This is a genomic window from Micromonospora sp. URMC 107 (genome assembly GCF_051386315.1).
Lineage (GTDB): Bacteria > Actinomycetota > Actinomycetes > Mycobacteriales > Micromonosporaceae > Micromonospora.
The window spans coordinates 1-26,544 of sequence record NZ_JBPQTK010000087.1 but is presented as its reverse complement, the minus strand read 5'-3'; the positions used below and the strand labels follow the sequence as shown (position 1 = coordinate 26,544).

Sequence of the window (26,544 nt, the reverse complement as noted above, 5' to 3'; positions counted from 1 at the left end):
CGTCGCGGCGGCCGGCCACGACCAGCCAAACCCGTTCGGCGCCGCCCAGGCACTCGGCAGGGTGGGCGCACTCGGCGCCCCCAGACCGGTTTTCCAGCAACTGATCATGGCGCCCGACGACGGCGACGGCAGCGGCGGCAGCGGCAGCAGCGGCAGCGGCGGCAGCGGCAGCAGCGGCAGCGGCAGCAGCGGCAGCGGCAGCAGCGGCAGCGGCAGCAGCGGCAGCAGCGGCAGCGGCAGCAGCGGCAGCGGCGGCAGCGGCGGCAGCGGCAGCGGCGGCAGCGGCGGCAGCGGCGGCAGCGGCGCCGGTGCACCCGGGTCAGCCGGCGGAGCGGCCCTCCGGGGCGTTGCGCACCAGCGGAACGACGAGCGTCGCCTCGGTGCCGCCCTTCGCGCCGTCGCGCAGCTCGATGGTGCCGCGCAGCTCGCCGGTGACCAGCGCCCGGACGATCTGCAACCCGAGATTGCCGCCCCGCTCGGCGTCGAAGCCGGGCGGCAGCCCGCGCCCGTTGTCGGTGACCGAGACGTGCAGCATCTTGCGGAACCGGTGCGCCGACACCACCACCTCCGGCGCGACCGGACCAGCCGCCTCCACCACGGCCGCAAGGGGCGCTCCCAGAGAATGCTGCTCAGCCGAGACGGGCGCTACCGAAACGGGCGCTCCCGGGACGGGCGGCTCAGCCGCGACCTCGGCGGGCGTCGCCGCGGCAGACGTGACCGAGACAGACCTCGCCGCGGCAGGCGTGGCCGAGGCAGACGTCGCCCCGGCAGGTGTCGCCGCAGCAGGGGTGCCGGGGCCGGCCGGCTCGGCGGGTGTCTCGGCGTCCGGCGGGAAGCCGTGCTCGACGGCGTTGAGCAGCAACTCGTTCAGCACCATCACCAGCGACGTGGCGACCTCGGCGGGAAGCACGCCGAAGCTGCCCTCGCGGCGCATGCCGACCGTGGCCTCGGTCGCCGCCACCTCCGTCGCGGCGCTGGCCACCCGGTCGACGATGCCGTCGAACTCGACCGCCTCGTCGCTGGACATGGAGAGGGTCTCGTGCACCAGCGCGATGGAGGCGACCCGGCGTACCGACTCCTCCAGGGCGACCCGGGCCTCCGGCATGGACACCCGGCGGGCCTGGAGCCGGAGCAGGGCGGCGACGGTCTGGAGGTTGTTCTTCACCCGGTGGTGGATCTCCCGGATGGTGGCGTCCTTGGTGATCAGGGCGCGGTCGCGGCGGCGTACCTCCGTGATGTCGCGGACCAGCACCAGCGCGCCGATCGGCACCCCGGCGGGCATCAGCGGCAGCGCCCGGGTGAGCATCGTCGCGCCGCGCGCGTCGATCTCCCGGCGGGGCGGCGCCTCGCCGCGCAGCGCGGCGAGGATGCCGTTCGCCGCGTCCGTGCCCTCCAACGGGTCGCTCGCCAGCCGGCGGTGCAGCGCCGCCAGGTCCTCGCCCACCAGGTGGGAGGCGTAGCCCAGCCGCCGGTACGCCGACTGCGCGTTCGGGCTGGCGTAGGTGACCTTGCCGCCGGCGTCGAGCCGGACCAGCCCGTCGCCGACGCGCGGGGCCGACGTGGTCTCCCCGGGATGGCGCGGCGGCGGGAAGGTCCCGTCGGCGATCATCTGGGCCAGGTCGTCGGCGGTGGTGAGGTAGTTCAGCTCCAGCTGGCTCGGGGTGCGCGCGGTGGAGAGGTTGGTGTCCCGCCCCACCACGGCGATCACCTCGCCGGCCTCGCCGTCGGTGGTGCGCAGCCGGACCGGGATCGCCTCGTGCCGGGCCGGCACGTCGCCGTACCAGACCGGGTCGCCCTCCCGCCAGATCCGGCCCTGCCGGTGGGCCACCTCCAGGTGGGCCACCTCGGGCCCGCCGACGATCCGCCCCACCTGGTCGTCCAGGTAGGCGGTGGGTGCGGTCGTCGGCCGGACCTGGGCGACGCAGAGGAACGCTCCGTCACCGTCCACGGGCACCCAGAGCAGCAGGTCGGCGAAGGACAGATCGGACAGCAACTGCCAGTCGCCGGCGATCCGGTGCAGGTGGTCGATGTCGGCCGGACGGAGGCGGGTGTGCTCCTCGGCGAGGTCGCGCAGCGTGGACACGCTGACCAGCGTGCCACGACGGGCGTCACATCGTCGCGGTGACCTTCTTCAGCCCGCGCGGTGCGTCCGGGTCCTCGCCCCGGGCGAGCGCCAGCGCCAGCGCCAGGCGCTGCAACGGCAGGATGTCCAGCAGCGGCGCGTACCGCTCGTCGACCTCGGGGACGGCCATCCGGGTGGCGCCCTCGACGTCGGCGGAGCCGACCACCACCACGTCGGCGCGGCGCTCGCCGAGCCGGGGCAGCACCTCGCCCATCGACCGGCCACCCGGCCCGGAGCCGACCACCGCGAGCACCGGCACGTCCGGGTCGGTCATGGCGAGGGGGCCGTGCAGCAGGTCGGCGCCGGAGAACGCGAGCGCCGGCAGGTAGGAGGTCTCCATCAGCTTCAGCGCGGCCTCGCGGGCGGTCGGGTACGCGTACCCGCGACCGGTCGTGACGAGCTGCCCGGCGAACCGGTAGCGGGGCGCGAGCTGGCCCGGGGTGGGGTCTTCCAGGGTGCGGGCGGCCAGCTCGGGCAGGGCGGCGAGTGCCTCGCGCTCGTCGGCCGGCAGCGCGCCGTCGCCGGCCCGGATGCCCTCGACGAGCATCAGCAGGGCGAGCAGCTCGGCGGTGTAGGTCTTGGTGGCGGCCACCGCGCGCTCGTGCCCGGCGGCGATGTCGACGCTGAGTTCGGCGACGCCGGTCAGCCGGGAGTCGGGCGCGTTCGTGACGGCGAGCGTCAACGCGCCGGAGGCGCGGGCGGTCCGCAGCACCTCGGCGAGGTCGGGCGAGCCGCCGCTCTGGCTGACGCCGACGACCAGCGCGTCGGAGAGGTCCGGCCGGGCGCCGTAGAGGGTGACGACGCTGGGCGAGGCGAGGCCGGCGGGCAGGCCGAGCCGGATCTCGGTCAGGTACGCCCCGTAGAGGGCCGCGTGGTCGGAGGTGCCCCGGGCGGTGAAGACCACGTGCCGGGGGCGGCGCTCCGCGATGACCGCCGCGACCCGGGCGATCGCCCCGGCGTGCTCGGCGGAGAGCAGCCGCTCGTAGCCCGCCGGCTGCTCGTCGATGTCGGCGGCCATGCCAGCCCCTGCACGCGTCACGGAAACTCCTCCCACTGCGCGATTGCCGCGCGTTTCCTGCTCAGTCTTGCACGTTTGATCTGGCCCGAGCAATCGAACGAGCAGTAGTGCGCAGATGATCACCATCTCGACGCAACATCACCTAGGCTTGCCCGGCCCCACCGGAGCCCCGACGAGCGAGAGGACCCCGTGCCCGAGGACGACCGGCCGCTGCCCGCGGCCGAGGAACTTGCCCTGGCCCGCCTCGCCCTGGACGACGGCGACCTGGCACACGCGGCGGGTCACGTCGCCGCGGCGCTGGCCCAGGCCCCGACCCTGCCCGAGGTGCACGAGACCCTCGCCCGGCTCGCCGCCGCCGACGGCGCGGGCGGCGTCGAACTCTTCCCGCTCCAGGGCCACGCCTTCGTCGGCACCGTGGTGGCCCGCGCCCACCTGCTCGCCGCCGCCGGCCGGCCGGCGGAAGGGCTGGACCTGCTGGTCGCGGCGACCGGCCACGCGCCGGGGACGGACTGGGCCGGGGTGCCGTGGGTGACCACCCCGGAACTCGCCGAGCGCCTCGACCCGGACCGGACCGCCCGGATCCTGATGCAGGTCTGCGCCGCCGTGGCCGATCCGGTGCCCCGGGCCGACCGGGCCGCCCTGGCCTCCTACCTGGCGCTGGCCCGCAACGCGGTCACCGTCCATCCCGAGCACGGCCTGCTGCTCGGCGCGGCGTCCGCGCTGGCCAGGCGGGTCGGCGAGATCGACCTGGCGATCCGCTGGGCGGCCCGGGGCGTACGCGCGAAGCCGTCGAAGATCGGCGAGGTGTGGCTCGGGTACGCGTACCGCAGCGCCGGCCGGACCCGCGAGGCGCTGGCGGCACTCGGTCGCGCCGTCGCGCACGACCCCGACGACCTCACCGTCTACGCCGACATCGCCGGGACCCTCGCCGACAACGGGCGGCTCGACGAGGCGCTCAACTGGATAGACCGGGCGCTGGCCCGGGACCCCTCCTTCGAGTGCGCCGTGCACACCGCGCACCGGCTGCGACACCAGCGCGACGGCGACGTGGCGCACCTGGTCGCGCTCGCCGACTTCGTCCGGGACCACCCCGACGACACGCACGAGCACGGCGACCTGGCCGAGAGCTGCCGGGGCCGGCCCTGGCTCGGGCAGGTCACCCCGGCGACCGGGGCGCTGGTGGACGCGCTGCGTCAGGCCGTCACCGACGAGCACGTCGGCCTCGGCGCCGTACGGCTGGACTCGCCCGCGCCGCCCAGCGCGATGCGTACCGCCGCGAAGGCCGCGCCCGGGCTGCGGATCGAGGTGGCCGGCGTGCCCGATCCGGACCCGCGCGAGCCCCGGCGGGCGACCGCCCGGCAGCTCTGGCGCCACGACGGGACGACCGTCGTGCCCGCCGTGCCGGCGCCCTCGCCGGAGGCGGCGGCGCGGCTGCGGCAGCTCGCCCACCCGGCGTGGCCGCACCCGCCGGCGGCGTACGACGCGGCGGTGGGCCTGGCCACCCTGGAACTGGCCGACCTGCTCGGCCTGCTGGCGCACCCCCCGGAGGCGCCGCCCACCGCGCTGGGCCGGGTACTCGGGCAGGACCCCTCGCTCTGGGTGCGCTGCGTCCAGGTGTGGGCGTGCCTCGGCCTGTTGCACCACCGCACCGACGAGCCGTGGGCGGAGTCGACCCGGCGCACGGTGCTGCTGGACCTGGTCTGGGGGGTCGAGGACTGGGTCGCCGAGGCGGCCCTGTTCGCCCTGGTCACCGCCGCCTGGGTCGACCCGGAGGTACGCCCCGACGTGGCCCGGGTGGTGACCGAGCGGTTGACCGACGTGGCGACGGTCGCCCGGACGCGTCCGGTGCCGATCGCGCCGTCCCTGGCGCACCTGGCCCTGGCGAGCCCGGCCCTGACCCCGGAGACGGCGGCCCTGGCCGCCGCGCTGACGGCCACCAACCCGGTTCCCCGGCCGCGCTCCCGCCTGCGCCGTCTCTGGCGACGCCTCAGGCGGCGCTGAGCTCCAGTCGGAGGCCGAGCAGCTCCACGCCGTCCACGGGCGACCAGTCCCGCTCGGGCGTCCGCACGAAGCCGCGCCGCCGGTAGAGCCGCTGGGCGGAGGCGGCGAAGCCGCTGCGGACGCAGATGACCACGGCGGAGCAGCCCAGCCCGGCCGCCCGCGACACGCAGGCCTCGACCAGCGCCGTGCCGACGCCCCGCCCCTGCGCGGCCGGGTCCACCGCCAGCATCCGGAACTCCGCCTCGCCCGCCCGGGACAGCTCGGCGTAGCGGGTGCCGGGCAGGACGAAGGTCACCGAGCCGAGCAGCGCGCCGGTGGCGTCGGCGGCGGCGACGAACACCTCGCCGTCCTGAGCCCGGGACGCCACGTCGGCGAGCACGGCGGCGTAGCCGTGCTCGTTCTTCAGCTGGCCGTCCGCCTCGTACGCGGCGACCGTCAGCCGGGCCACCGCCGCGAAGTCGTCCGGCCCGGCGAGGCGGACCGAGAGGCCGGTCAATCGATCACCGCGATCAGGTCACCGTCCTGCACGACGTCGCCCTCGTTGACCGCGAGCTGCTTGACGACACCGTCGGACTCGGCGACGACCGGGATCTCCATCTTCATCGACTCCAGGATCACCAGCGTGTCCCCCTCGGACACGGTGTCCCCGGCCGACGCGACGACCTTCCAGACGTTCGCCACCATCTCAGCGCGGATCTCCTCGGCCATGTCCAGGGCCCTCCCTCTCGCGGTTGCCTGCCGACGTATCCAATCATGCGGGCGACCTCCGGCGGGCGTGGAGCGGCCCGGGCGGGGTGGATGATCGACTCCTGGGCGGCCGGCCCCGGGTGCCCCGGCCGCGGACGGCCCGGCGGGGCGGGCGGCGGCCTCCGGCGTGTCGGGCGGCGCGGCGTACGACCGGCGGCCCCGGCGGACGACGGCGGGTGCCGGCCGCACTAGCATCAGCGGGTCGGACCCCGGCGCCGGGAGGACCGGTGCGTGCACCGGCGCCGAGCTCGTGCGCAGGCGGATCCGACCATCACGAGGAGGTCACCATGGCGAAGAAGGCCCGTAAGAAGAAGGCCCGTAAGAAGAGCGGCGCGAACCACGGCAAGCGCCCCAACTCCTGACCGGCGGCCGGGCCCCGCGGCCCGGCGTCGACCAGTCGGCGGAAAGCCGGTGGCCCGGGTCGGACGACCCGGGCCACCGGCTTCTCCTGTCTAGCGGGCACCGACCGAGGTCGGCTGCCGTCGCCGGCCCGACCTCAGTCGGCCAGCTCCTTCGACTCGGTGCTCTCGAAGACGACCAGCTCGGTGAGGCGCAGCCGCAGCCGCTCCCGCAACTGGTCGGGCGCGGTCTCGTTGCCGCAGCAGCGGGCGACCAGCGCCTTCACCTCCTGCTCGATGCCGTACTCGCGCAGGCACGGCCCGCACTCGTCGAGGTGGTGCCGGATCAGCGTGCGCCGCTCCTCGCCGCACTCCAGATCCAGGTAGAGGTAGACCTCCGCGATGACCTCTCGGCAGTCCGTCTCGTGCGGATCTCCACAGCTCATGGTCAGACCTCCCGGCCGGCGGAAGCGGTCGAGCCCTTCTTCGACGCCGCGGCGCTGAAGCCCCGCTCGGCGGCGTACTGCTCGAGCAGCTTGCGCAGATTACGTCGGCCCCGGTGCAGACGCGACATGACCGTGCCGATGGGCGTGCCCATGATGTCGGCGACCTCCTTGTAGGAGAAGCCCTCGACGTCGGTGAGGTAGACGGCCAACCGGAACTCCTCCGGCAACTGCTGGAGGGCCTCCTTGACGTCGCTGTCCGGCAGCCGGTCCAGCGCCTCGGTCTCGGCCGAGCGCAGCCCGCTGGAGGTGTGCGACTCGGCCTCGGCGAGCTGCCAGTCGGTGATCTCGTCGGTCGGCGCCTGGATGGGCTGGCGCTGCCGCTTGCGGTAGGAGTTGATGTAGGTGTTGGTCAGGATCCGGTAGAGCCAGGCCTTCAGGTTCGTGCCCTGCTCGAACTGGTGGAAGGCGGCGTACGCCTTCAGGTAGGTCTCCTGGACCAGGTCCTCGGCATCCGCCGGGTTGCGGGTCATCCGCAGCCCGGCAGCGTAGAGCTGATCGACGAAGGGCATCGCGTCCCGCTCGAAGCGGGCCCTGCGCTCGTCCGTCTTTTCGGTGGTCAACCGCACATCCCCTCGCGTCGGATGCTGTCCCGCCGAGGATACGCGTACGAACGTGCCCGCAGATTCACTTCCGGCGGGTGTGCTCGTACTCACCGCGGCAGGGCCGACCGGCGGCACCACCGCGGGCCAGTCCGGGCCATCCAGCAGCCGTCGCAGCTGCCGCGCTCCCCGCTCGTCCCGTTCCCGGGCCCGCGTCTCGGTCGGCACCGGTCTCCCCCCTCGCCAGAAATGTCGTCCCGGGGGGTGCAACGCCCCCGACGGGCCGAAGCATTCCGCTGGCCTCCCCGTTCCCGGTCCCGGCGCCGACGGAGGCGGGCGCTGGGACCAGGAAGGGCCTGGGAGGACCGGCGCCGCCCGCCCGAACCGGGCGTCCGGCGCCATCCGATGCAACGACGCGCCGCGGCCACCGGACACGGCCCGCCGGCGCTCCCGCCGCCGTCCGCCGGGCGGCGCCCTACACCCGCGCCGATCCGGGCCAGGCACCGATCCGGGGCGTGGGGACGAGGGCGGTGCGGGTGAGACGGGGCGGCGCTCAGCCGCGCGCCCAGCCCTGCCCGCGCAGCCAGTCGCGCACCACCGCAGCCGTGCCGGGCGGGTCCCCCCGCAGGTCGTGCCGCTCCCCCGGGCGGGTCACCACGTGCACCCCCGGCCCCGGCTCCGGCACCCCGAACGGGTCACGGTCGCCGTTGACCACGAGGGTCGGCAGGCCGGTCGCCAACTCCGCCGCCCGCGACCGCTCCGGGCGGCCCGGCGGATGCAGCGGGAACGCGAGCGCGACGACCCCGGCGGCGCCCACCGCCGACGCGGTGCGGCACGCCACCCGCGCGCCGCTGGACCGCCCGCCCACCAGCAGGGGTACGCCGGGATGCCGCTCCCGCAGCACGGCGAGCACGGCGGTCCACGCCTCGTCGAGGTGCCCCGCCGGAGCCGGCGCGCGCCGGCCGGCGACGCGGTACGGCTGGGTCACCCGGGCCACCACCAGCCCGGCGCCGACCGCCGCGTCCCGCAGCGCGCACAGGTCTGGGGCGTCGACGTCACCCCCCGCCCCGTGGCCGAGCACCAACAGTGCGCTCGGCGCCCCCGCCGGCAGGTCGGTGTCGACCCGGGCGGGCCCGCGCGCGGTGGGAAGGTCGTCGTCCTGCGGCATCGGCCCATTCTGCGGCCTGCGAGGGCCTCGGCGACCTCGACCTGACCGAGAAGGGCACGACGGGCAGCCGGCCCGCCGACGCGGCGGGCCGGCTGCGACCCGTTCTCAGTCGACGGTCAGCTCAGCGGCACCAGGGTGAGCAGCCGGTCGCGGACCGGCGGACCCGCCTCGCCGGCGGCCTCCGGATCCGGTTGCACCTCGTCGCGCCAGGCGACCAGCATCGCCCGCCGTTCGCGCGGCGTGGTGCCGCCCCAGACGCCGTGGCAGTCACCCACGTCCAGCGCCCAGGCCAGACAGGATCCCTGCACGTCACAGCTCCGGCAGAGCGCGACGGCCGCGTCGGCCGGTTCGTTCGGCGCCGGAAAGAACGTTTCCGGGTCGACGTTCTGGCAGGTTCCTCTGGTTCGCCACGCCTCGTCCTGTCGCCGCTCCCGCAACGCCCGCAACAGCCGCGGATCTCGTCGTGCGGCGGCCACCTCGTGCGGGCGGGGCATACGTGCCCGTGTCATCCACCCACCTCCCCCGTGGGACCGGCAAGATCGGTGCGCGTCGTTCGCCCCGTGCGAATCGACACCCACCACCGGCGCTGTGTTGTATCGCACTTCCGGACACCGGGACAAGACTTCACGGCGAATATGGGTGAACAACGGTGCGACGTTTCGCCCGCAACTCTGGCAAATCACACCCGACAATGTGTCGGACTGTCAGAAAAGCGTCATCTCCTCCGACGCGGCGGCCCCGGCGATTGGCACCCGCTCGGTCAACCGCGGCCCGTCGTTGCGCACGTCCCCCACCGCCCTCCCCACCGGGCGGATCTCCAGCGTCGCGAGCCAGTCGGGCGGGGGTGGCGCGAGCAGGCCCTCCGGCTCGTCGGTAGGCGCCAGCCACGCACCCCAGCGCTCGCGGGGCAGCAGCAGCGGCATCCGGTCGTGCACCTCGGCCAGCTCGCCCAGCGCGGCGGTGGTGAGCACGCTGAAGGTCAGCAGCGGACCGCCGGAGCCGTCCCAGACCGACCAGATGCCGGCGAAGGCGAGCACCGAGCCGTCCAGCGGGGTCATGTAGTAGGGCTGCTTGCGCCCGTCCGCCCCGCGGACCCACTCGTACCAGCCGTCGGCGGGCACGAGGCAGCGGCGGCGGGCGAAGGCCCCGGCGTACGCCCGGCTGGTGGCGACCGTCTCGGCGCGGGCGTTGATCATGCGGGCGGCCGCCGCGGGCGACCGGGACCAGGAGGGGACGAGCCCCCAGCGGCCGACCGACAGGGCGCGGTGGCCCTCCGGGCTGACCCGCACCAGCGGCACGGGATCGGTCGGCGCGACGTTGTGGTCGGGACCGACCCCGCCGCCGGTCTCGTCCTGGGACTCGAACAGCGCGCTCAGGTCGCCCGCGCTCCGGGTCGTCGCGTACCTCCCGCACATGCCGCACACGCTAACCCGCCGCGCGCCGCCCGGCTGTCCCGCTGACCGGGAGGACGCGTGCCGGCCGGCGTCACCGGCCGCCGGACGCGGCAGAATGTAGGGCGTGGGGAACCTGATCGCGACCCGGCCGCCGCAGCCGTGGACCGCTCCGACCGCCTCCGATCCGGTCGCGGCGACGCTGCGCCTGCCCGGGTCCAAGTCGATGACCGCGCGCGCCCTGGTGCTGAGCGCGCTGGCCGGCGGCCCCTCGACACTGGCCGGGCCGCTGCGCGCGCGGGACACCGAGCTGATGGCCGCCGGGCTGCGCGCGATGGGCGCGCACATGTCGATCAGCGACGACGAGCGCTGGCTGGTCCGCCCCCACCCGCTGGTCGGCCCCGCGCACGTCGACGTGGGCCTGGCCGGCACCGTGATGCGCTTCGTCCCGCCGGTGGCCGGCCTGGCCGACGGGCGGATCACCTTCGACGGCGACCCGCAGGCGCGCACCCGGCCCCTCGGCCCGCTGATCGGGGCGCTGCGCTCCCTCGGCGCCCGCGTGGACGCCCCCGCCACCGGCAGCCTGCCGCTCACCGTGCTCGGCGCCGGGCGGGTGGCCGGCGGGGAGGTGGTGATCGACGCGTCCGCGTCCAGCCAGCTGGTCTCCGGGCTGCTGCTGGCCGCGCCGCGCTTCGACCGGGGCGTGGTGGTCCGGCACGTGGGCCCGCCGGTGCCCTCCGCGCCGCACCTGCGGATGACGGTGCAGATGCTCCGGGCCGCCGGCGCGGCGGTCGACGACGGCACCCCCGACGTGTGGGTGGTCGAGCCGGGCCCGCTGACGGGGCGGGGCTGGGAGATCGAGCCCGACCTGTCGGGCGCCGTGCCGTTCTTCGCCGCCGCCCTGGTCACCGGCGGGGAGGTGACCCTCCAGGGCTGGCCGCGCAGCAGCGCCCAGCCCGTCGAGCAGCTCCGCTCGCTGCTGCAACGGATGGGCGGCGAGGTGACCCTCTCCACCACCGGGCTGACGGTCCGCGGCACCGGCGTGGTGCACGGCCTGACCGCCGACCTCTCCGACGTCAGCGAGCTGACCCCGGCGCTCACCGCGCTGGCCATGCTCGCCGACTCGCCGTCGGTGTTCACCGGCGTCGGCCACATCCGGGGCCACGAGACCGACCGGCTGACCGCGCTGGCGCGGGAGTTCGCCGCGCTCGGCGCCGACATCACCGAGTCCCCCGACGGGCTGGAGATCCGGCCCCGGCCGCTGCACGGCGGGGTGTTCGAGACCTACCACGACCACCGGATGGCGCACGCCGCCGCGGTGGCCGGGCTGGCCGTTCCCGGCATCGAGTTGAGCGACGTGGCGTGCACCTCGAAGACCATGCCCGAGTTTCCGGCACTATGGTCGGCGATGGTGACCGGCAAGAGCTGACACGACGGGGGGCGGGTCCTGACGACCAGACGGCGGGAGTACGACGAGGACGACGTCCGGGTCCGTCCCGGCAGGTCGTCGCGCCCGCGTACCCGCACCCGACCCCGACACTCCGACGCGGTGGACGGCTTCGTGATCGCCGTCGACCGGGGCCGCTACACCTGCGTGCCGCCCGACGCCGGGCCGGACACGCCCCTGGTCACCGCGATGCGGGCCAGGGAGCTGGGGCGCAAGTCGGTGGTGGTCGGCGACCGCGTCGGCCTGGTCGGGGACACCTCCGGCGCGGCCGGGGCGCTGGCCCGGATCGTCCGGATCGCCGAGCGCACGTCGGTGCTGCGGCGCACCGCCGACGACGACGAGACGACCGCCGAGGGGCGGCTGGAGCGGGTGGTCGTCGCCAACGCCGACCAGCTGGTCATCGTCAGCGCGCTGGCCGACCCGCCACCGCGCACCGGCTTCATCGACCGGTGCCTGGTGGCCGCGTACGACGCCGGCATCGAGCCGCTGCTCTGCCTCACCAAGGCCGACCTGGCCGGCCCCGAGGCGGTGCTCGGCTACTACGCCGAGCTGGAGCTGCCGTACGTGCTGATCCGCCCGGATTCCGACCTCGACGCCCTGCGCAGCCTGCTCGCCGGGCGGATCTCGGTCATGGTGGGGCACTCCGGGGTGGGCAAGTCGACGCTGGTCAACCGCCTCGTGCCGGACGCCGCCCGGGCGGTCGGCACGGTCAGCGCGATCGGCCGGGGCCGGCACACCTCCACGAGCGCGGTCGCGCTGCGCCTGCCCCGGCTGCCCGGCGACCCGCGGCACGGCGGGGACGCCGCCGGCTGGATCGTCGACACCCCCGGGGTGCGCAGCTTCGGGCTGGCGCACGTCTCCGCCGACAGCCTGCTGCACGGCTTCCCCGACCTGGTCGAGGGGACTGTCGACTGCCCCGCCAACTGCCCGCACACGCCCGACGAGACCGCCTGCGGGCTGGACGCCTGGGTCGCCGCCGGCAAGGCCGACGCGCGCCGGCTGGCCTCGTACCGCCGGCTGCTGGCCTCGCGGTCGGGTGAGGGCGACGCGCGGGAGCCCGACCAGCGGAATCCCGGCGACCCGCTCGCGGGGTCCTGAACCGGCCGCCGCTACCGTTTGGGCATGCCCGGTTACGCCGACGACATCGCCCTCGCCCACCTGCTCGCCGACGCCGCCGACGCCGTCTCCACGGCCCGGTTCCGCGCGCTCGACCTGCGGGTCGAGGCGAAACCCGACCTGACCCCGGTCTCCGACGCGGACACCGCGGTGGAGCGGGAGATCCGGGCGCTGCTGGCCGCCCACCGGCCGGCCGACGGCCTGCTCGGCGAGGAGTACGGCGAGGAGCCCGCCAGCGGCCCGGACGGCCGGCGCTGGGTGATCGACCCGATCGACGGCACGAAGAACTTCATCCGTGGCGTGCCGGTGTGGGCCACCCTGATCGCGCTGCTGGAGTCCGACCGGCCGGTCGCCGGGCTGGTCTCCGCTCCGGCGCTCGGCCGCCGCTGGTGGGGCGCGCTCGGCGAGGGCGCGTACGCGGGGCCCGACGCCGCCGGCGGCGCGCCGATCCGGGTCTCCGCGGTCCGGGACCTCGCGGACGCGAGCTTCTGCTACTCGTCGCTGACCGGGTGGGAGTCCACCGGCCGGCTGGACGCGATGCTCCAGCTCATGCGGGACACCTGGCGCAGCCGGGCGTACGGCGACTTCTACGGCTACATGCTGCTGGCCGAGGGCGCGCTGGACGTGATGGTGGAGCCGGAGCTGTCGCTGTGGGACGTCGCCGCGCTGGTGCCGATCGTCACCGAGGCGGGCGGGACGTTCACCGACCTGACCGGCCGGCCCGCCCCCTCCGGCGACGTCGGCACCGGGAGCAGCGCCGTGGCCAGCAACGGCGCGCTGCACGCCGACATCCTCGCCCGGCTGGGTCGGCCAACCGAGCACTGACCTCCGGCAGCCACTATCCTCGCCAGGTGGTCTCCTCCGGTTGGTGCTTCCTCGCGGCCATGATCGTCGCGTACGGCGTCGCCAACCTGCTCCAGTCGGTGGCCGCCGCCCGCACCACCGTGCACCACACCTTCGACCCGGGCCTGCTGCTGCGGCTGGCGGGCCACCGCACCTACCTGGTCGGGCTCGGCTGCCAGGTGGCCGGTTTCGTGCTGGCCCTGCTCGCCCGCCGGGACCTGCCGCTCTTCCTGGTCCAGTCCAGCGTCGCCGCCGGGCTGGGGGTCACCGCCCTGCTCGGCGTCCTGGTGCTGAAGTGGCGGTTGCCGGCCGCCGAGGTGGCCCTGCTGGTGCTGCTGTTCGCCGGGATCACCGCGCTGGTGCTCTCCGCCGAGCCCGCGCCGGCCAAGCCGCTCGGCACCGCCGGCCTGATCGCCCTGGCGGTGGCACTCGGCGTGATCGCCGTGATCGGCTTCTTCGCGGTACGCCTGCACGGGGCGCCCGGCTCGGTGGCGCTCGGCGCGCTGGCCGGGCTGGCGTTCTCCGCCGCCGCGGTGGCCGCCCGGCCCCTCGCCTCCGCCCCGACGCCGGAGGCGTTCGTCCAGGACCCGCTGCTCTACCTGCTGATCGTCCACTCGCTCGTCGGCCAGCTGCTGCTCGGCCTGGCCATGCAGCGCGGCTCGACCACGGCCGCCGTGGCGGCGATGGACGCCGCCGGGGCGGTGCCCGCCGCGATCGTCGGCCTGCTGCTGCTCAACGACAAGATCTGGCCCGGGCGGGAGTGGCTCGCCGCGGTCGGGTTCCTGGTCACCCTCGCGGCGGTCATCGGTCTCACCCGGTACGCCGAGCCCCAGCACCACCACGCCGTCGTGGGGGAACGGGACCGGGGCATGGTCGGCGCGGGAGCGCCCGGCCGCCCGCTCTGAGGACGGCGGGGGCTCAGGCCGCCTGGTCCGATCGTCAGGCCGCCTGGTCTGATCGTCAGGCCGCCTGGTCCGATCGCCCGTCAGGCCGCCTCGACCGGCTTGCGGCGGCTGACCACGCGCTCGTAGAGGCGCTCCAGCGCGCCCGCCGTCCGCTCCCAGGTGTAGCTGCACCGCACCCGGTCCACCGCGGCGTGCCCGTACGCGAACCGCCCGGCGTTGTCGGCGAGCAGCCGGCGCAGCGTCACGCCCAGCGCGCGGACGTCGCCCGGCGGCACCAAGCGGCCGGTGACCTCGTCGACCACCGCGTCGGCGATCCCGCCCATGGAGTAGCCGACCACCGGCACCCCGCAGGCCATCGCCTCCAGCGACACCCGGCCGGCGGAGGAGTAGTGCGGGGTGCAGGCGACCACGTCCGCCGAGCGGTACCAGGTGGCCATCTGGTCGTGCGGCACCGCGCCCACCAGCTTCACCTGCTCGGCCACCCCGCTCCGCTCGGCCAGCTCGCGCAGCCGCCGGGCCTCGGCGTGGTTGGCGAGCTGCCCGGCCGGCGGGCCCCCGGCGATCACCAGCTCGGCGTCGCCGACCAGCCGCATGGCCCGGATCAGGTCCTCCTGGCCGTGCCCGGCCGACAGCCCGCCGACGGAGAGGATCCGGGCCCGCCGGTCGCGGGGGGCGGCCTCGCCCTCGGGATGGAACTGCGCGGTGTCGACGCCGGCCGGCACCATCGCGACCGAGGCGCGTTGCAGCCCCATCCGGGTCAGCTCGTCGACCTCGTCGTTGCACTGGGCCACCGCGATGTCCACCGCCCGGGTCAGCGCCCGCTCCAGCGGGATCCGCTCCCCCGGCCCGTCGTACTGCCGGCCGAGGTGGCGCAGCTGCTCGACGCCGAGGGAGTGGAACGTCTGCACCACCGGGACGTCCGTCTCGCGGACCGCGTGCGCGGCGGCCAGCCCGCCGACCCAGTAGTGCCCGTGCACCACCTCGGGACGCCACTCGCCCGCCCACCGGTCGGCCAGCCAGGCGCCGAACGCGGACACGTGCGGGACCAGGTCGGCGGTCGGCAGCGGGGCGGCCGGGCCGATCGGCGCCCGCTCCACCCGGTAGCCGTCGACCGTCGCCGTCTCCGGCAGGCCCGGGTCGTCGCGGCGTTCGTACACCCGCACGTCGTGGCCCCGCGCGGCGAGTTCGGCGGCGACCCGGGCGACGTGCTGGTGGGTGCCGACGGTCAGGCCGGCGGCGCCCCTGGGCGGGCCGGCGTGCGCGCAGACGAGGCCGACGCGCATGGGTCACCTCCATGCGATCTTCTCAAGCGGTGGTCCTCGGTCAGAGGGTCCCATTAACCGAACCCCCGGGAGCCGAAACCTGGCAGATCGGGAAGAGCCCGGCGGGTGCTTGCGCGACGGCAACTGTCGCGGGACGCCGACACCCCGTGCCCGGGCCACGACTATCCGACCGGCGCCGGCCGCATGACCCCTGCTGACGGGGGTACGGGCGAAGAATGCCACTCACCCGCAGCCTCGCCGACGCCTCCGTCGTGCTCACCGGTGCCTCCAGCGGCATCGGTACGGCCACCGCCTACGCCCTCGCCCGGCGCGGCACCGCCGTCGTGCTGGCCGCCCGGAGCGAGGCGGCCCTGGAGGAGGTCGCCGTGCGCTGCCGTGAGCTGGGCGGGCGGGCGCTGGTGGTGCCGACCGACGTGACCGACCCGGCGGCCGTCGAGCGGCTCGCCGCCCGCGCGGTCGCCGAGTTCGGCCGGATCGACGGCTGGGTCAACAACGCCGCGGTCGGCGCGGTCGGGCTCTTCGACGAGATCCCGGTGGAGGAGTTCCGGCGGGTGCTGGAGGTGAACCTGCTCGGCGCCGCGTACGGCACCCGGGCCGCCCTGCCCCATCTGAGCGCGGCGGGCGGCGGGGTGCTGGTCAACAACGCCTCGGTGCTGGCCGAGGTGGCGATGCCCTACCAGTCGGCGTACAACGCCGCGAAGCACGGCATCCGCGGCCTGGCCGACACGGTCCGTCAGGAGCTGCGGGTCACCGGGCGGGGCGACATCTCGATCTGCACGGTGCTGCCGGCCACCATCGACACCCCGTTCTTCCGGCACGCCGCCAACCACAGCGGCCGGGAACTGGTGCCGCCACCCCCGGTCTACCCGCCGGAGGTGGTGGCCGAGACGATCGTCCGGCTGCTGCGCCGTCCCCGCCGCGAGGCGTACGCCGGCGGGGCCGCCCGGCTGATCGGCCTCCAGTGGCGGCTCGCCCCGGCGCTCGCCGAGCGGGTCCTCGGCTGGTACGCGCACCGCACCCAGTTCGGGCCCGCCGCGCGGCCGGAGAGCACGGGCAACGTCTTCCAGGCCGACGCGGCCGCCCGACGCGAGGGCGGCTGGCACGGCCGGCGGCGGCACCTGGTCCGGATGACCGCCGCCTTCGGGCTGGCGGCGGCAGGGACCGCCGTCGGTACGGTGGCCGCGATGACCCGCCGGGCGCGGACGGACCGCTGATGCCGGGCGTCGAGCGGTCGGGTGCGCGGTCGGGGCAGGCGGTGCACAATGGGCCGATCATGGCGACCGACGTGCGCTGCCGGGTGGAGACGGACGAGGCCAGCGGGGTGGTCCGGGTGACCGGGGTGCTCGACCGCTGCGGCGTCGACGCCATACGCGACGGCCTGCTCGCCCGGCTCTGCGACCGGCCCGGCCCGGTGGTGGCCGACCTCACGGGCCTGCGGGTGGCCGACCCGGCGGCCGGGGACGTCTTCGCCGAGGTGCGCCGGGAGGTGCGCGACTGGCCCGCCGCCGACCTGCTGCTCTGCGATCCGACCGGCGTCGTCGCGGGGGTGCCGGCCTGGCCGACCCTGGACGGGGCGATGGCCGGGCTGGCCGCCGCGCCGCTGGCCGCGGTGGTCGAGGCCGACCTTCCCCCCGTCGTCGAGGCCGCCCGGCGGGCCCGGCACCTCGTGGCGGAGGGCTGCGGGCGCTGGGGCCTGCACGAGCTGGTCGAGCCGGCCTGCATCGCCGTCACCGAGATGGTGAACAACGTGGTTGCCCACGCGCGCACCGGGATGACGGTCCGCCTGGCGCCCCGGGACAGCACCCTGCACCTGGCGGTACGCGACCACTCGCCCCGGCAGCCGGCGTTCACCGGGCCGGCCCCGCTGGACACCGCGGGCGGACGCGGCCTGCTGCTGATCGACGCCGTCGCCGACAGCTGGGGCAGCAGTCCGGTGCCGGACGGCAAGGTCGTCTGGTGCGTGCTGGACGCCGAGGGCGCGGCCCGGCAGGGCTGACCGCCGCCCCGTTCCTGCCCCGACGTCCCCCGTGGTGCCCCTTCCGCCCGGATGGCCACGGGCGGCACCGGTTATGCCGGGAGGGCAGTGGGTAGTGATCTGCCATGCGCGACGACGAGTACCCGACCCCCGTGTCCGACCCCGAGGCGGAGGGCCTGCCCGACACCGCCGACGACGACTCGACCGCCAACGACGACGTCCTGACCGGGCGCGAGGCGGACGGCCCGGAGCCCGCGCAGTTGCCGGGCGACCGGACGCCGGTCGCGGTGGACCGGTACGGGACCACCGCCGAGGAGCAGCTCGACGGCGAGTCGCTGGACTACAAGCTCGACCGGGAGCAGCACGAACGCCCGGCCGACGACCCGCTCGCCGGCCCCGTCGACCCGGACATCGCCGCCGAGGCCGACAGCGAGGAGGCCGCGGCGCAGGCCCAGCTCGACGCGGACGTGATCGACCCCGGCCCCACCTCCGACCCGGACTCGCCGGTCTCCCTCTACGACCACGGCAAGCTCGGGAGCGTCGCCGACGGCCAGGTCGGCCGGCTCGTCGAGCCGGACGAGGGGGCGCACACCGACCAGGAGACCGACTCGGTGGCGTACGACGCCGGTTCGGCCGGCGGCGGCGCGAGCGCCGAGGAGCTGGCCATCCACGAGACGCGCCCGCCGCACTCGGTCTGAACCGGCCCGGGGCCGTCGGGGAACCCTTCGGGGGCGGTTCCCCGGCGGCCCCTCAGTCGTCCAGGCCCCGTTCGATCGCGTACCGGGTCAGCTCGACCCGGTTGTGCAACTGGAGCTTGCCCAGCGTGTTCTGCACGTGGTTCTGCACCGTGCGGTGGGCCAGGCCGAGCCGCTCGGCGATCTGCTTGTAGGACATCCCCTTGGCGACCAGGCGCAGCACCTCGGTCTCCCGGTCGGTGAGCCGGGGCGCCGGGCCCGTGCCCCGGGCGTCCCGGCCGCTGCCGGGGTCGGCGCCGTCCGGGTCGGCCGCGAGCCGGCGGTACTCGCCGAGGACCAGGCCCGCCAGGCCGGGCGTGAAGACCGGCTCCCCCGCCGCCGTGCGGCGCACCGCCTCCAGGAACTCCGCCGGGGCGGCCGACTTCACCAGGTAGCCGGTGGCACCCGCCTTCACCGCGTCCAGCACGCTCTGCTGCTCGCCGCTGGCCGAGAGCATCAGCACCCGCACCTCCGGCAGCACGGCGCGCAACCCGTGGATCACCTCCACCCCCGAGACGTCCGGCAGTTGCAGGTCGAGGATCACCACGTCCGGCCGGGCGGCGGCGGCGACCCGGACCGCCTGCCGCCCCTCCCCGCTGGCGGCGACGACGAGGTGACCGGCCTCGGTGAGGTCCCGGGCCACCCCCTCCCGCCACATCGGGTGGTCGTCCACCACCATCACCCGTACGCCTGTCACAGCCGTGCCTCCTTCGTTCGCGACTGCGGGGCTCGCAAACCCGGCTCACTCCTCGCGCTCACGGACCCTCCCGCGAAACGGTCAGTTCCAGCTCCGTGCCGGCGCCCGGCGCGGAGGTGATCCGCACCGTGCCGCCGAGGTCGGCGAGGCGGCCCCGGATCGACCGGGCGACGCCGAGCCGGCCCTCGGCGGCGGCCTGCTCCAGCCGGCCGTCCGGAAACCCCGGCCCCTCGTCGCGGATCGACACGGTCACCGTCGCCCCCTCGTCCTCGACCAGCACCCAGGCCCGCCCGTCCGTGTGCCGGGCCACGTTGTCCAGGGCGGCGGCGGTCGCGGCGGCCAGCTCGTGGGCGACCCGTCCGGGCAGCGGCACCGGGGTGGCCGGCGCGGACAGCGAGACCGTCGCCGAGGCGTACCGGCCGAGCAGGCCGCGCAGGTCCACCGGCCCGCCGTCGGCGGCGACCCCGACCGGGGCGGCACCGCCGATCAGGGCGCGTAGCGCGGCCTCCTGCTCCCCGGCGAGCCGGGCCAGCTCCCCGGCCTCGCCGTCCAGGTGGGCGCCACGCCGCTGCACCAGCGCGAGCACCTGGAGCACGGAATCGTGGATGTCCCGGGCCAGCCGCTCCCGCTCCCGGGTGGCGGCCTCCAGCTCCACCGCCCGGTGCAGCCGCTCCTCGGCGGTCACGGCCAGCCGGGCGACGTGCCCGACCACCACCCCCGCGAGCAGCAGCAGGATCACCCCGGTGAGCGAGGACTCCCCGATCCGTTCGCGGGTGGCGAGGTCCGCCGCGCCGAGCACCAGGGCGGCGACCGTGCCCCGGCGCCGGCCACCGGAGACGGCCCAGGCCAGCACCGGGCCGGCCAGCCAGGCCACCGCGAGGGTGGGCACACCGGCCGCGAGCGCCGTCCGCCCGATCACCCAGGGGGTGGCCAGCATGATGCCGAGGACGACCCCCAGGTCCGCCAGGAGCAGCGGCCAGCCCCGGCGGGCCGGGTCGGCGTAGCCGACGGCGGTCACGCCGGTCCAGGCCGCCATCAGCAGGACCAGGCCGCCGGCCGCGAGCGGGTGGGCGTACCGGTCGGCGTCCCGAAGCGCCAGCACGCAGACGTACGCCAGGGAGGCCACCCGGAACACGGCGATGGCCCGCCAGAGCGGGACCTCGAAACCACCGGGCGGCGTCGGCACGCCCGTCACGATGCCACAACCGGCGGGACGGCCGGCGGCCCGGCGGATGCGCCCCGGGAAACCCTGACGTAAGGTGAAAAAGCCGCGAAAACTTCCGCGATCCGCTGTCGGGACGGGGCCATGACGAATGCGGAACCCGGAGCACAGCGTACGGTTGTGCCCATCGAACCTTCCCTCCTCATCGCCGAGGCCTTCGAGCAGGCCCAGGTGACCGAGCTTCGACACTCGGTCACCTCCTGCGCGCATGCGACGGGGCTGGGCGGGCAGCGCCTGGACGACTTCGTGCTGGCGGTCAACGAACTGATCACCAACGCGGTCCGGCACGGCGGCGGCCGGGGCTGGCTGCGGCTCTGGTGCCAGTCGGGGCAGCTGTTCTGCGAGGTGTCCGACCACGGGCAGGGCATCAGCACGCAGCGGCTGGGCGACCGGAGCCGCCCCGCCGCCGACACCGCCGGCGGGTGGGGCCTGTGGCTGGCCCGGGAGCTGAGCGACAGCATGGACGTCGAGACCGGCGCGCGCGGCACGACGGTCCGCATCAGCGCGGCCGTCGCGGCCACGCAGCACACCGGCCGCCACCGCCGCGACTGACGGCGCGCGGACGCACGCGGGGCAGGCCGGCGGCGGGTCAGGCGAAGAGGGCGCTCACCGATTCGCCGTTGTGGATCCGGCGCATCGCCTCGGCCAGGGCCGGCGCCACCGAGAGGATCTCCAGCTTCGGCACCCGCTTGTCGGCGGGGATCGGCACCGTGTTGGTGCAGACGATCTCCAGCACGCCCTCCTGCTCGCTCAGCCGTTGCAACGCCCCGCTGGAGAAGAGGCCGTGCGTGCAGGCCAGCCGGATGGAGCGGACCTTCAGCTCGCGCAGGTGCTCCATCAGCTCGATCACCGTGCTGCCCTTGGCGATCTCGTCGTCCAGCACGATCACGTCCCGGTCGGCCACGTCGCCGATCACCGCGCTGATCTTGACCCGGTCGTCGCTGAACCGCTGCTTCGCCCCGGCGGCCACCGGGGTGCCGAGCCGCCGGGCGAACGCCGCCGCCTCCTTGGCGTTGCCGAGGTCCGGCGAGACCACCACGGTGTTGCCGAGGTCGTAGCGGGTGAAGTGGTCGGCCAGCTCGCGCAGCGCGTGCAGGTGGTCGACCGGCACGCTGAAGAAGCCGTGCACCTGGGGCGAGTGCAGGGTCATCGCCAGCACCCGGTCCGCGCCCGCCGAGGTGAGCAGGTCCGCGACGAGCCGCCCGCCGATCGAGATGCGCGGCGCGTCCTTCTTGTCCGACCGGGCGTACGCGTAGTGCGGCAGCACCACGGTGATCCGGCCGGCCGAGGCGCCCCGGGCCGCGTCGATCATGAGCAGCAGCTCGACCAGGTTCTCCTGCACGGGTGGCACCAACGGCTGGATCAGGAAGACGTCCCGCTCCCGGCAGTTGGCCTGCAACTGCACTTCCAGGCAGTCGTTGGCGAACCGGGAGACCCGCACCGGGTGCAGCGGCACGTCGAGGTGGGCGCAGATCTCGGCGGCGAGTTCGGGATGGGCGGTACCACTGAAGACGGCGATGTCACGCACGTCCGCACATCGTACGGGCGGGATCGGGACCGGCTCCCCGCCGGGGCCCGCCGCCGGCCGGCGAAGCGCGCCCGGTGCGGGTACGGTGCTGCCGTGACCCCCCAGTACGTCGCCGCCATCGACCAGGGCACCACCTCCTCGCGGTGCATCGTCTTCGACCGGGCCGGGGAGATCGTCTCCGTGGCCCAGCGGGAACACCGGCAGATCTTCCCCCGGCCGGGCTGGGTGGAGCACGACGCCGAGGAGATCTGGGAGAACGTCCAGCGGGTGGTCCGGGAGGCGCTGCGTGCCGCGGGCACCGACGCCGCCGGGCTCGCCGCCGTGGGCATCACCAACCAGCGGGAGACCACGCTCGTCTGGGACCGGGCGACCGGCCCGCTGCTGCGCGAGCTGGGTCAGGCGTACGGCGAGGAGCGGTTCCGCGCCCGCACCGGGCTGCCGCTGGCCACCTACTTCGCCGGGCCGAAGCTGCGCTGGCTGCTGGAGCACGTCGACGGGCTGCGCGGGCGCGCCGAGGCCGGCGAGGTGCTCTTCGGCACGATGGACAGCTGGCTGATCTGGAAGCTGACCGGCCGGCACGTCACCGACGTGACCAACGCCAGCCGTACTTTGCTCATGGACCTGGGGACCCTCGACTGGGACCCGGAGCTACTCGACGCGATGGGCGTGCCGGCCGCGATGCTGCCGGAGATCCGCAGCTCCGCCGAGGTCTACGGGGAGGCCACCGGCGTCCTGGCCGGGGTGCCGGTGGCCAGCGCGCTCGGCGACCAGCAGGCCGCCCTGTTCGGACAGACCTGCTTCCAGCCCGGCGAGGCCAAGTGCACCTACGGCACCGGCAGCTTCCTGCTGCTCAACACCGGCGCCAGCCCGGTGCCCTCCACCCACGGCCTGCTCACCACCGTCGCCTACCGCATCCACGGCCAGCCCGCCGCGTACGCGCTGGAGGGAGCGATCGCGGTCACCGGCTCGCTGGTGCAGTGGCTGCGGGACAACCTCGGGCTGATCTCCACCGCGCCCGAGGTGGAGGAGCTGGCCCGCACCGTCGACGACAACGGCGGCTGCTACGTCGTGCCGGCCTTCTCCGGGCTGTTCGCCCCGCACTGGCGCAGCGACGCGCGCGGGGTGATCGCCGGCCTGACCGGCTACATCACCAAGGGACACCTGGCCCGGGCGGCGCTGGAGGCGTCCGCCTGGCAGACCTGCGAGGTGGTCGACGCGATGAACGCCGACTCCGACGTGGCGCTGCGCCGGCTCCGGGTCGACGGCGGGATGACCGCCAACGGGCTGCTGATGCAGTTCCTCGCCGACGTGCTCGACGTGCCGGTGGTCCGGTCCCGGATCACCGAGACCACCTGCCTCGGCGCGGCGTACGCGGCCGGCCTGGCGGTCGGCTTCTGGCCGGACCTGGCGACGCTGCGCGGCCAGTGGCGCTCCGACGCGCAGTGGGAGTCGACGATGGAGCCGGCGCACCGGGAGCGGGAGCTGCGCAAGTGGCGCAAGGCCGTCCAGCGCACCCTCGACTGGGTGGACTGACTGACCCCGCGCCGGCCGGCGGGCCGGCGCGAACGTCGTCGCACCCCCGGGTGTGGCGGCCCCGGGTCAGTCCCAGCGGTTGCCGGTGAGCTTCTCGTAGACGTCCACGTAGCGGGCCCGGGTCGCCTCGACCACCTCGGCCGGCACCTCGGGCGCCGGGGCCTGCTTGTCCCAGCCGCTCTCCACCGCCCAGTCCCGGACGTACTGCTTGTCGTAGGAGAACTGCGCCCGGCCCGGCTGGTACGACTCCGCCGGCCAGAACCGGGACGAGTCGGAGGTGAGCAGCTCGTCGCCGACGGTCAGCGTGCCGTCCGGTGCCCAGCCCAGCTCGATCTTGGTGTCGGCGACCAGGATGCCCCGGTCGGCGGCCAGCTCGGCGCCCCGGCGGTAGACGTCGATCGTGATGCGGCGCAGCCGCTCGGCGGTCTCGGCGCCGACCTTGTCCACCACCTGGGCGAAGGTCATCGGCTCGTCGTGCTCGCCCACCGGCGCCTTGGTCGACGGGGTGAAGATCGGCTCGGGCAGGATCGACGCCTCGACCAGGCCACGCGGCAGCTCGACGCCGGAGACCGCGCCGGTGCGCTGGTACTCCTTCAGGCCGCCGCCGGTCAGGTAGCCGCGGGCGACGCACTCCACGGGGACCATCTCCAGGCGCCGGCAGCGGATCGCCCGGCCGGCGAACTCCGCCGGCACGTCGGTGGCGGAGACGACGTGGTTCGGCACCAGGTCGGCCAGTTGCTCGAACCACCACAGCGAGAGCGCGGTGAGCAGCTTGCCCTTGTCGGGGATCGGCGTCGGCAGCACCACGTCGTAGATCGAGATGCGGTCGGAGGCGACCAGGATCAGATCCTCGCCGTCGGCGTAGACGTCCCTGACCTTGCCCGAGTGCAGAAGTTCCACGCGCCCTAGTACACCATGTGGGCCGCGTACGGCCTCCGCCGGTGGCCGCGCGCATCGATGCGTACGCCTGGGGTGCGGTGGTGTGGCCGGACGTACGTTGACACCTCCCGCGGCGCCTGCGTGAATGATCCGGCCGCCCGCCCCACCGGTCCGCCAGGAGTCTCCGTGCCCGCTGCCCGATCCCCGCTCCCCCGCGCCGGAGCGGACCCGGGGCGGCGTCGGGTGCTCGCCGCGTTGCTGGGTGCGCCGATGCTCGCCACCGGTGGGCTCACCGGGTGCAGCGAGGACCGGGCGGCCCCGGTGGAGACCGGGCCGGTCGAGCTGTCGGTCTTCTGGTACGGCGGGACGAAGCGGGCCGAACTCACCGAACGGGTGCTGCGGCTCTACACCGACCGCAATCCCCGCGTCGGCTTCCGGGTCACCTGGCAGGGCCCCGACGGCTACTACGACCGGCTGGCCACCCAGGCCGCGGGCGGCAACGTGCCCGACCTGATCCAGCTCGACGACAGCATGCTCACCGAGTACGCCCGCCGCGAGATCGTCCTGGACCTCAGCGGACACGTCGCGGACCACCGCCTGGACCTGCGCACCCTGCCCCCGGGCCTGGTCCGGTACGGGCAGGTCGACGGGCGTACGGTCGGCGTCGCCGCGGCGCAGACCGCCGCCGCCGTGGTCTACGACCGCACGCTGCTGCGCCGGCTGCGGCTGCCCGAGCCGCGCACGGGGATGTCCTGGGCGGAGTACGTCGCCTGGGCGCAACGGGTCACCCGGGTCGGCGAGGGCCGGGTGGCCGGCACGATGGACGCGTCCGGCGACTACCGGGCGTTCTGGCTCTGGCTGCGCGGCCAGGGCGGCGAGTTCTACCGCGATCGGCAGCTCGGCTTCGGCGCCGACGCGCTGACCGAGTGGTTCGACCTGTGGCGGCGGGCCCGGTCCGGCCGGGCGACCCCGAGCGCCGCCCTGGTGGAGCAGGCCGACGGCGGCGAACCGGCCCGACAGCTCGTGGTCACCGGCGCCACGGCCGCCTCGTTCGCCTGGTCGCACCAGCTGCCGGAGCTCCAGCGGCTCACCGACGCCGAGCTCGGCCTGGCCGCCATGCCGGGCCCTCCGGAGGCACAGTGGCCCCGGGCGTCGATGTACTGGGCGGCCTTCCGCGGCACCCGGCACCCCGACCTGGTCGCGGACGTGATCAACTTCCTGACCGGCAACGGCGAGGCGGGAGCCGTGCTCGGCCACGAGCGTGGGCTCAGCCCCAGCCTCGCCGTACGCAGCTTCGTCGAGGGCAGCATCACCGATCCGGCCCAGCGGCGCGCGGCGGCTCTCGGCACCGCGCTGGCCGATCGGCTGGGGCCGGCACCCAGCCCACCGCCGCAGGGCCACCCGCGCGTGCGGGCGCTGCTGCTGGAGGCCGCCGAGAGCATCCGCGGCGGCGGGACCGGCCCCCGGGCCGCGACAGCCCGCTTCATGGCCCAGGCGAACGCGGCGCTGGCCGGATAGGGCCAGTCACCGCGCAGCCGCGCCGGGCGTGGGTCCGGCGGGGTGCCGGGCGTGGGCTCGGCCCCGCGCGACGGGATGCCGGCGACGGGTTCCGCCGCTCAGCGCGGCGGGCCACCCCGGCGGTTGCGCATCATGCGCAGCACGAGGAAGACGACGCCGGCGACCACGACGAGGCAGCAGAGCAGGCCGATGAAGCCGAAGCCGCCACCGCGCCGCCGCCGCGCGGCCTCCACCACGAGCTCACCCGTGCCGGTGGACGCCCAGGCCGCGACGGGCACGAACACCGACAGCACGACCGCACCGAGGACGGCGCTGAGCCGGCCCCACCACTTACCGAATGAAGACATACCCACATCTTCGCCGACAACCGCAAACTCGGCACGTCGGTCGGCCGGGAAGGCGCGTGTCCGGCGCTCGGAATCGGGCGAGTCCCACGGCCGGAGCACCAGCGCCGGGGCGCCCTTGCACCGGTCGGTCCGCCCGGCACGCGCGTGGCGGGGTCCAGGTCGACGCTGGCGTACGCGAATGGCTCACCAGCCGGCCCCGCTCCGCCCGCCGCCGGTAGGCCGACCGGGTCCCCGCCCGGGGCTGGAAAGCGGAGAGGCCCCGGAGATGATCTCCGGGGCCTCTCCGACGTGGTAGCGGGGACAGGATTTGAACCTGCGACCTCTGGGTTATGAGCCCAGCGAGCTACCGAGCTGCTCCACCCCGCGTCGGCTCGTTAACTCTAGCGCACCCGACGCCGCGATGATCAGCGGACCCCCGATCCCGCCGAGACACCCGCCCTGACCTGCGCGGACCGGGGTCGGAGGCCGGCGCGAGGCGCCGTCGCCCCAGCCCGGCTCCCGCCGCGTCCGACCGACCGCAGTGGCCGTGGCGGGGGTCGAAGCCGCGTGATCGTCGGGCGGCGGGTGGGCCGAAAATGCGGAACGGCCCCGGACACAAGTCCGGGGCCGTTCCGACGTGGTAGCGGGGACAGGATTTGAACCTGCGACCTCTGGGTTATGAGCCCAGCGAGCTACCGAGCTGCTCCA

Annotated in this window: 26 protein-coding genes, 1 tRNA gene and 2 pseudogenes; 12 read left to right on the top strand and 17 right to left on the bottom strand. The window is 75.4% G+C overall.

Going from position 1 to position 26,544, the window contains the following annotated elements:
- Positions 1-319: 319 nt before the first annotated feature.
- From ACSNN9_RS19465 to ACSNN9_RS19455, 3 genes and pseudogenes are all read right to left on the bottom strand, one after another.
- Positions 320-571, bottom strand: a pseudogene (locus ACSNN9_RS19465) (ATP-binding protein); the annotation flags it as partial.
- A 213-nt stretch (positions 572-784) separates the two neighbouring features.
- Positions 785-2,083 (bottom strand): annotated as a pseudogene (locus ACSNN9_RS19460) (histidine kinase N-terminal domain-containing protein); the annotation flags it as partial.
- Between the two features lie 25 nt (positions 2,084-2,108).
- Positions 2,109-3,140, bottom strand: a complete 1,032-nt coding sequence (locus ACSNN9_RS19455; protein WP_357870640.1) for an SIS domain-containing protein — start codon at positions 3,138-3,140, stop codon at positions 2,109-2,111.
- 189 nt (positions 3,141-3,329) lie between these two features.
- Here ACSNN9_RS19455 and ACSNN9_RS19450 point away from each other — a divergent pair, with 189 nt between their 5' ends.
- Positions 3,330-5,141 carry a tetratricopeptide repeat protein gene (locus ACSNN9_RS19450; protein ID WP_436674777.1) on the top strand — a complete coding sequence of 604 codons (1,812 nt, stop codon included), beginning with the start codon at positions 3,330-3,332 and terminating at the stop codon, positions 5,139-5,141.
- On the opposite strand, the gene ACSNN9_RS19445 is transcribed toward ACSNN9_RS19450, so the two are convergent.
- A complete protein-coding gene (locus tag ACSNN9_RS19445; RefSeq protein WP_436674776.1) occupies positions 5,128-5,637 on the bottom strand; it encodes a GNAT family N-acetyltransferase in 510 nt (169 codons plus the stop codon). The two genes, ACSNN9_RS19450 and ACSNN9_RS19445, sit on opposite strands and share 14 nt — an antisense overlap.
- Positions 5,634-5,855: a biotin/lipoyl-binding carrier protein gene (locus tag ACSNN9_RS19440; protein ID WP_172896635.1), complete on the bottom strand. Its 222-nt coding sequence runs from the start codon at positions 5,853-5,855 to the stop codon at positions 5,634-5,636. The genes ACSNN9_RS19445 and ACSNN9_RS19440 overlap by 4 nt, the downstream gene beginning before the upstream one ends.
- Before the next feature lie 320 nt (positions 5,856-6,175).
- Between ACSNN9_RS19440 and ACSNN9_RS19435 the strand changes: the two genes are divergently transcribed.
- Positions 6,176-6,250 carry a 50S ribosomal protein bL37 gene (locus ACSNN9_RS19435; RefSeq protein WP_369700219.1) on the top strand — a complete coding sequence of 25 codons (75 nt, stop codon included), beginning with the start codon at positions 6,176-6,178 and terminating at the stop codon, positions 6,248-6,250.
- A 134-nt stretch (positions 6,251-6,384) separates the two neighbouring features.
- On the opposite strand, the gene rsrA is transcribed toward ACSNN9_RS19435, so the two are convergent.
- From rsrA to ACSNN9_RS19410, 5 genes are all read right to left on the bottom strand, one after another.
- Positions 6,385-6,672, bottom strand: a complete 288-nt coding sequence (gene rsrA, locus ACSNN9_RS19430; protein WP_357870534.1) for a mycothiol system anti-sigma-R factor — start codon at positions 6,670-6,672, stop codon at positions 6,385-6,387.
- 2 nt (positions 6,673-6,674) lie between these two features.
- A complete protein-coding gene (locus ACSNN9_RS19425; protein ID WP_436674775.1) occupies positions 6,675-7,499 on the bottom strand; it encodes a sigma-70 family RNA polymerase sigma factor in 825 nt (274 codons plus the stop codon).
- A 325-nt stretch (positions 7,500-7,824) separates the two neighbouring features.
- On the bottom strand, positions 7,825-8,439 hold the full coding sequence (locus tag ACSNN9_RS19420; protein ID WP_436674774.1) for an alpha/beta hydrolase family protein: 615 nt from the start codon (positions 8,437-8,439) through the stop codon (positions 7,825-7,827).
- A 116-nt stretch (positions 8,440-8,555) separates the two neighbouring features.
- On the bottom strand, positions 8,556-8,948 hold the full coding sequence (locus ACSNN9_RS19415) for a WhiB family transcriptional regulator (protein WP_357870541.1): 393 nt from the start codon (positions 8,946-8,948) through the stop codon (positions 8,556-8,558).
- 195 nt (positions 8,949-9,143) lie between these two features.
- Positions 9,144-9,854, bottom strand: coding sequence for an SOS response-associated peptidase (locus ACSNN9_RS19410; RefSeq protein WP_436674773.1), 711 nt, complete (start codon positions 9,852-9,854; stop codon positions 9,144-9,146).
- Positions 9,855-9,957: 103 nt separating this feature from the next.
- Between ACSNN9_RS19410 and aroA the strand changes: the two genes are divergently transcribed.
- From aroA to ACSNN9_RS19390, 4 genes are all read left to right on the top strand, one after another.
- Positions 9,958-11,259, top strand: a complete 1,302-nt coding sequence (aroA, locus tag ACSNN9_RS19405) for a 3-phosphoshikimate 1-carboxyvinyltransferase (protein ID WP_436674772.1) — start codon at positions 9,958-9,960, stop codon at positions 11,257-11,259.
- A 165-nt stretch (positions 11,260-11,424) separates the two neighbouring features.
- Positions 11,425-12,375: a ribosome small subunit-dependent GTPase A gene (rsgA, locus tag ACSNN9_RS19400; RefSeq protein WP_436674780.1), complete on the top strand. Its 951-nt coding sequence runs from the start codon at positions 11,425-11,427 to the stop codon at positions 12,373-12,375.
- 24 nt (positions 12,376-12,399) lie between these two features.
- Positions 12,400-13,218, top strand: a complete 819-nt coding sequence (hisN, locus tag ACSNN9_RS19395; RefSeq protein ID WP_436674771.1) for a histidinol-phosphatase — start codon at positions 12,400-12,402, stop codon at positions 13,216-13,218.
- Positions 13,219-13,277: 59 nt separating this feature from the next.
- Complete coding sequence (locus ACSNN9_RS19390) at positions 13,278-14,141, top strand: hypothetical protein (RefSeq protein WP_436674779.1); 864 nt, start codon at positions 13,278-13,280, stop codon at positions 14,139-14,141.
- Between the two features lie 80 nt (positions 14,142-14,221).
- Here the strand turns inward: ACSNN9_RS19390 and ACSNN9_RS19385 are convergent, their stop codons facing one another.
- The gene (locus tag ACSNN9_RS19385; protein WP_436674770.1) at positions 14,222-15,424 is read right to left on the bottom strand and encodes a glycosyltransferase; all 1,203 of its coding nucleotides are present in this window, start codon (positions 15,422-15,424) and stop codon (positions 14,222-14,224) included.
- Between the two features lie 215 nt (positions 15,425-15,639).
- On the opposite strand from ACSNN9_RS19385, the gene ACSNN9_RS19380 reads away from it, so the two are divergent.
- From ACSNN9_RS19380 to ACSNN9_RS19370, 3 genes are all read left to right on the top strand, one after another.
- A complete protein-coding gene (locus ACSNN9_RS19380) occupies positions 15,640-16,638 on the top strand; it encodes an SDR family oxidoreductase (RefSeq protein ID WP_436674769.1) in 999 nt (332 codons plus the stop codon).
- A 59-nt stretch (positions 16,639-16,697) separates the two neighbouring features.
- Complete coding sequence (locus ACSNN9_RS19375) at positions 16,698-17,420, top strand: ATP-binding protein (RefSeq protein WP_436674768.1); 723 nt, start codon at positions 16,698-16,700, stop codon at positions 17,418-17,420.
- Between the two features lie 104 nt (positions 17,421-17,524).
- Positions 17,525-18,097, top strand: coding sequence for a DUF5709 domain-containing protein (locus ACSNN9_RS19370; protein WP_357870562.1), 573 nt, complete (start codon positions 17,525-17,527; stop codon positions 18,095-18,097).
- A gap of 52 nt (positions 18,098-18,149) precedes the next feature.
- Here ACSNN9_RS19370 and ACSNN9_RS19365 read toward each other — a convergent pair whose 3' ends face one another.
- Complete coding sequence (locus tag ACSNN9_RS19365) at positions 18,150-18,812, bottom strand: response regulator (RefSeq protein ID WP_436674778.1); 663 nt, start codon at positions 18,810-18,812, stop codon at positions 18,150-18,152.
- Between the two features lie 76 nt (positions 18,813-18,888).
- Positions 18,889-20,016 (bottom strand): MacS family sensor histidine kinase, encoded by a 1,128-nt coding sequence (gene macS, locus ACSNN9_RS19360; RefSeq protein WP_436674767.1) that lies wholly within the window; start codon positions 20,014-20,016, stop codon positions 18,889-18,891.
- A gap of 120 nt (positions 20,017-20,136) precedes the next feature.
- Here macS and ACSNN9_RS19355 point away from each other — a divergent pair, with 120 nt between their 5' ends.
- Positions 20,137-20,604: an ATP-binding protein gene (locus ACSNN9_RS19355; protein ID WP_436674766.1), complete on the top strand. Its 468-nt coding sequence runs from the start codon at positions 20,137-20,139 to the stop codon at positions 20,602-20,604.
- A 37-nt stretch (positions 20,605-20,641) separates the two neighbouring features.
- Here ACSNN9_RS19355 and ACSNN9_RS19350 read toward each other — a convergent pair whose 3' ends face one another.
- Positions 20,642-21,580 (bottom strand): ribose-phosphate diphosphokinase, encoded by a 939-nt coding sequence (locus ACSNN9_RS19350; protein WP_436674765.1) that lies wholly within the window; start codon positions 21,578-21,580, stop codon positions 20,642-20,644.
- A gap of 93 nt (positions 21,581-21,673) precedes the next feature.
- On the opposite strand from ACSNN9_RS19350, the gene glpK reads away from it, so the two are divergent.
- Positions 21,674-23,113 carry a glycerol kinase GlpK gene (glpK, locus tag ACSNN9_RS19345; RefSeq protein ID WP_436674764.1) on the top strand — a complete coding sequence of 480 codons (1,440 nt, stop codon included), beginning with the start codon at positions 21,674-21,676 and terminating at the stop codon, positions 23,111-23,113.
- A gap of 66 nt (positions 23,114-23,179) precedes the next feature.
- On the opposite strand, the gene ACSNN9_RS19340 is transcribed toward glpK, so the two are convergent.
- Positions 23,180-24,013 carry a phosphoribosylaminoimidazolesuccinocarboxamide synthase gene (locus ACSNN9_RS19340; protein ID WP_436674763.1) on the bottom strand — a complete coding sequence of 278 codons (834 nt, stop codon included), beginning with the start codon at positions 24,011-24,013 and terminating at the stop codon, positions 23,180-23,182.
- 165 nt (positions 24,014-24,178) lie between these two features.
- Between ACSNN9_RS19340 and ACSNN9_RS19335 the strand changes: the two genes are divergently transcribed.
- Complete coding sequence (locus ACSNN9_RS19335; RefSeq protein ID WP_436674762.1) at positions 24,179-25,510, top strand: ABC transporter substrate-binding protein; 1,332 nt, start codon at positions 24,179-24,181, stop codon at positions 25,508-25,510.
- Positions 25,511-25,608: 98 nt separating this feature from the next.
- On the opposite strand, the gene ACSNN9_RS19330 is transcribed toward ACSNN9_RS19335, so the two are convergent.
- Together ACSNN9_RS19330 and ACSNN9_RS19325 are read right to left on the bottom strand one after the other, a co-directional pair.
- Positions 25,609-25,857 (bottom strand): hypothetical protein, encoded by a 249-nt coding sequence (locus ACSNN9_RS19330; protein ID WP_436674761.1) that lies wholly within the window; start codon positions 25,855-25,857, stop codon positions 25,609-25,611.
- A gap of 289 nt (positions 25,858-26,146) precedes the next feature.
- Positions 26,147-26,223: transfer RNA gene (locus ACSNN9_RS19325), tRNA-Met, on the bottom strand.
- Positions 26,224-26,544 lie beyond the last annotated feature (321 nt).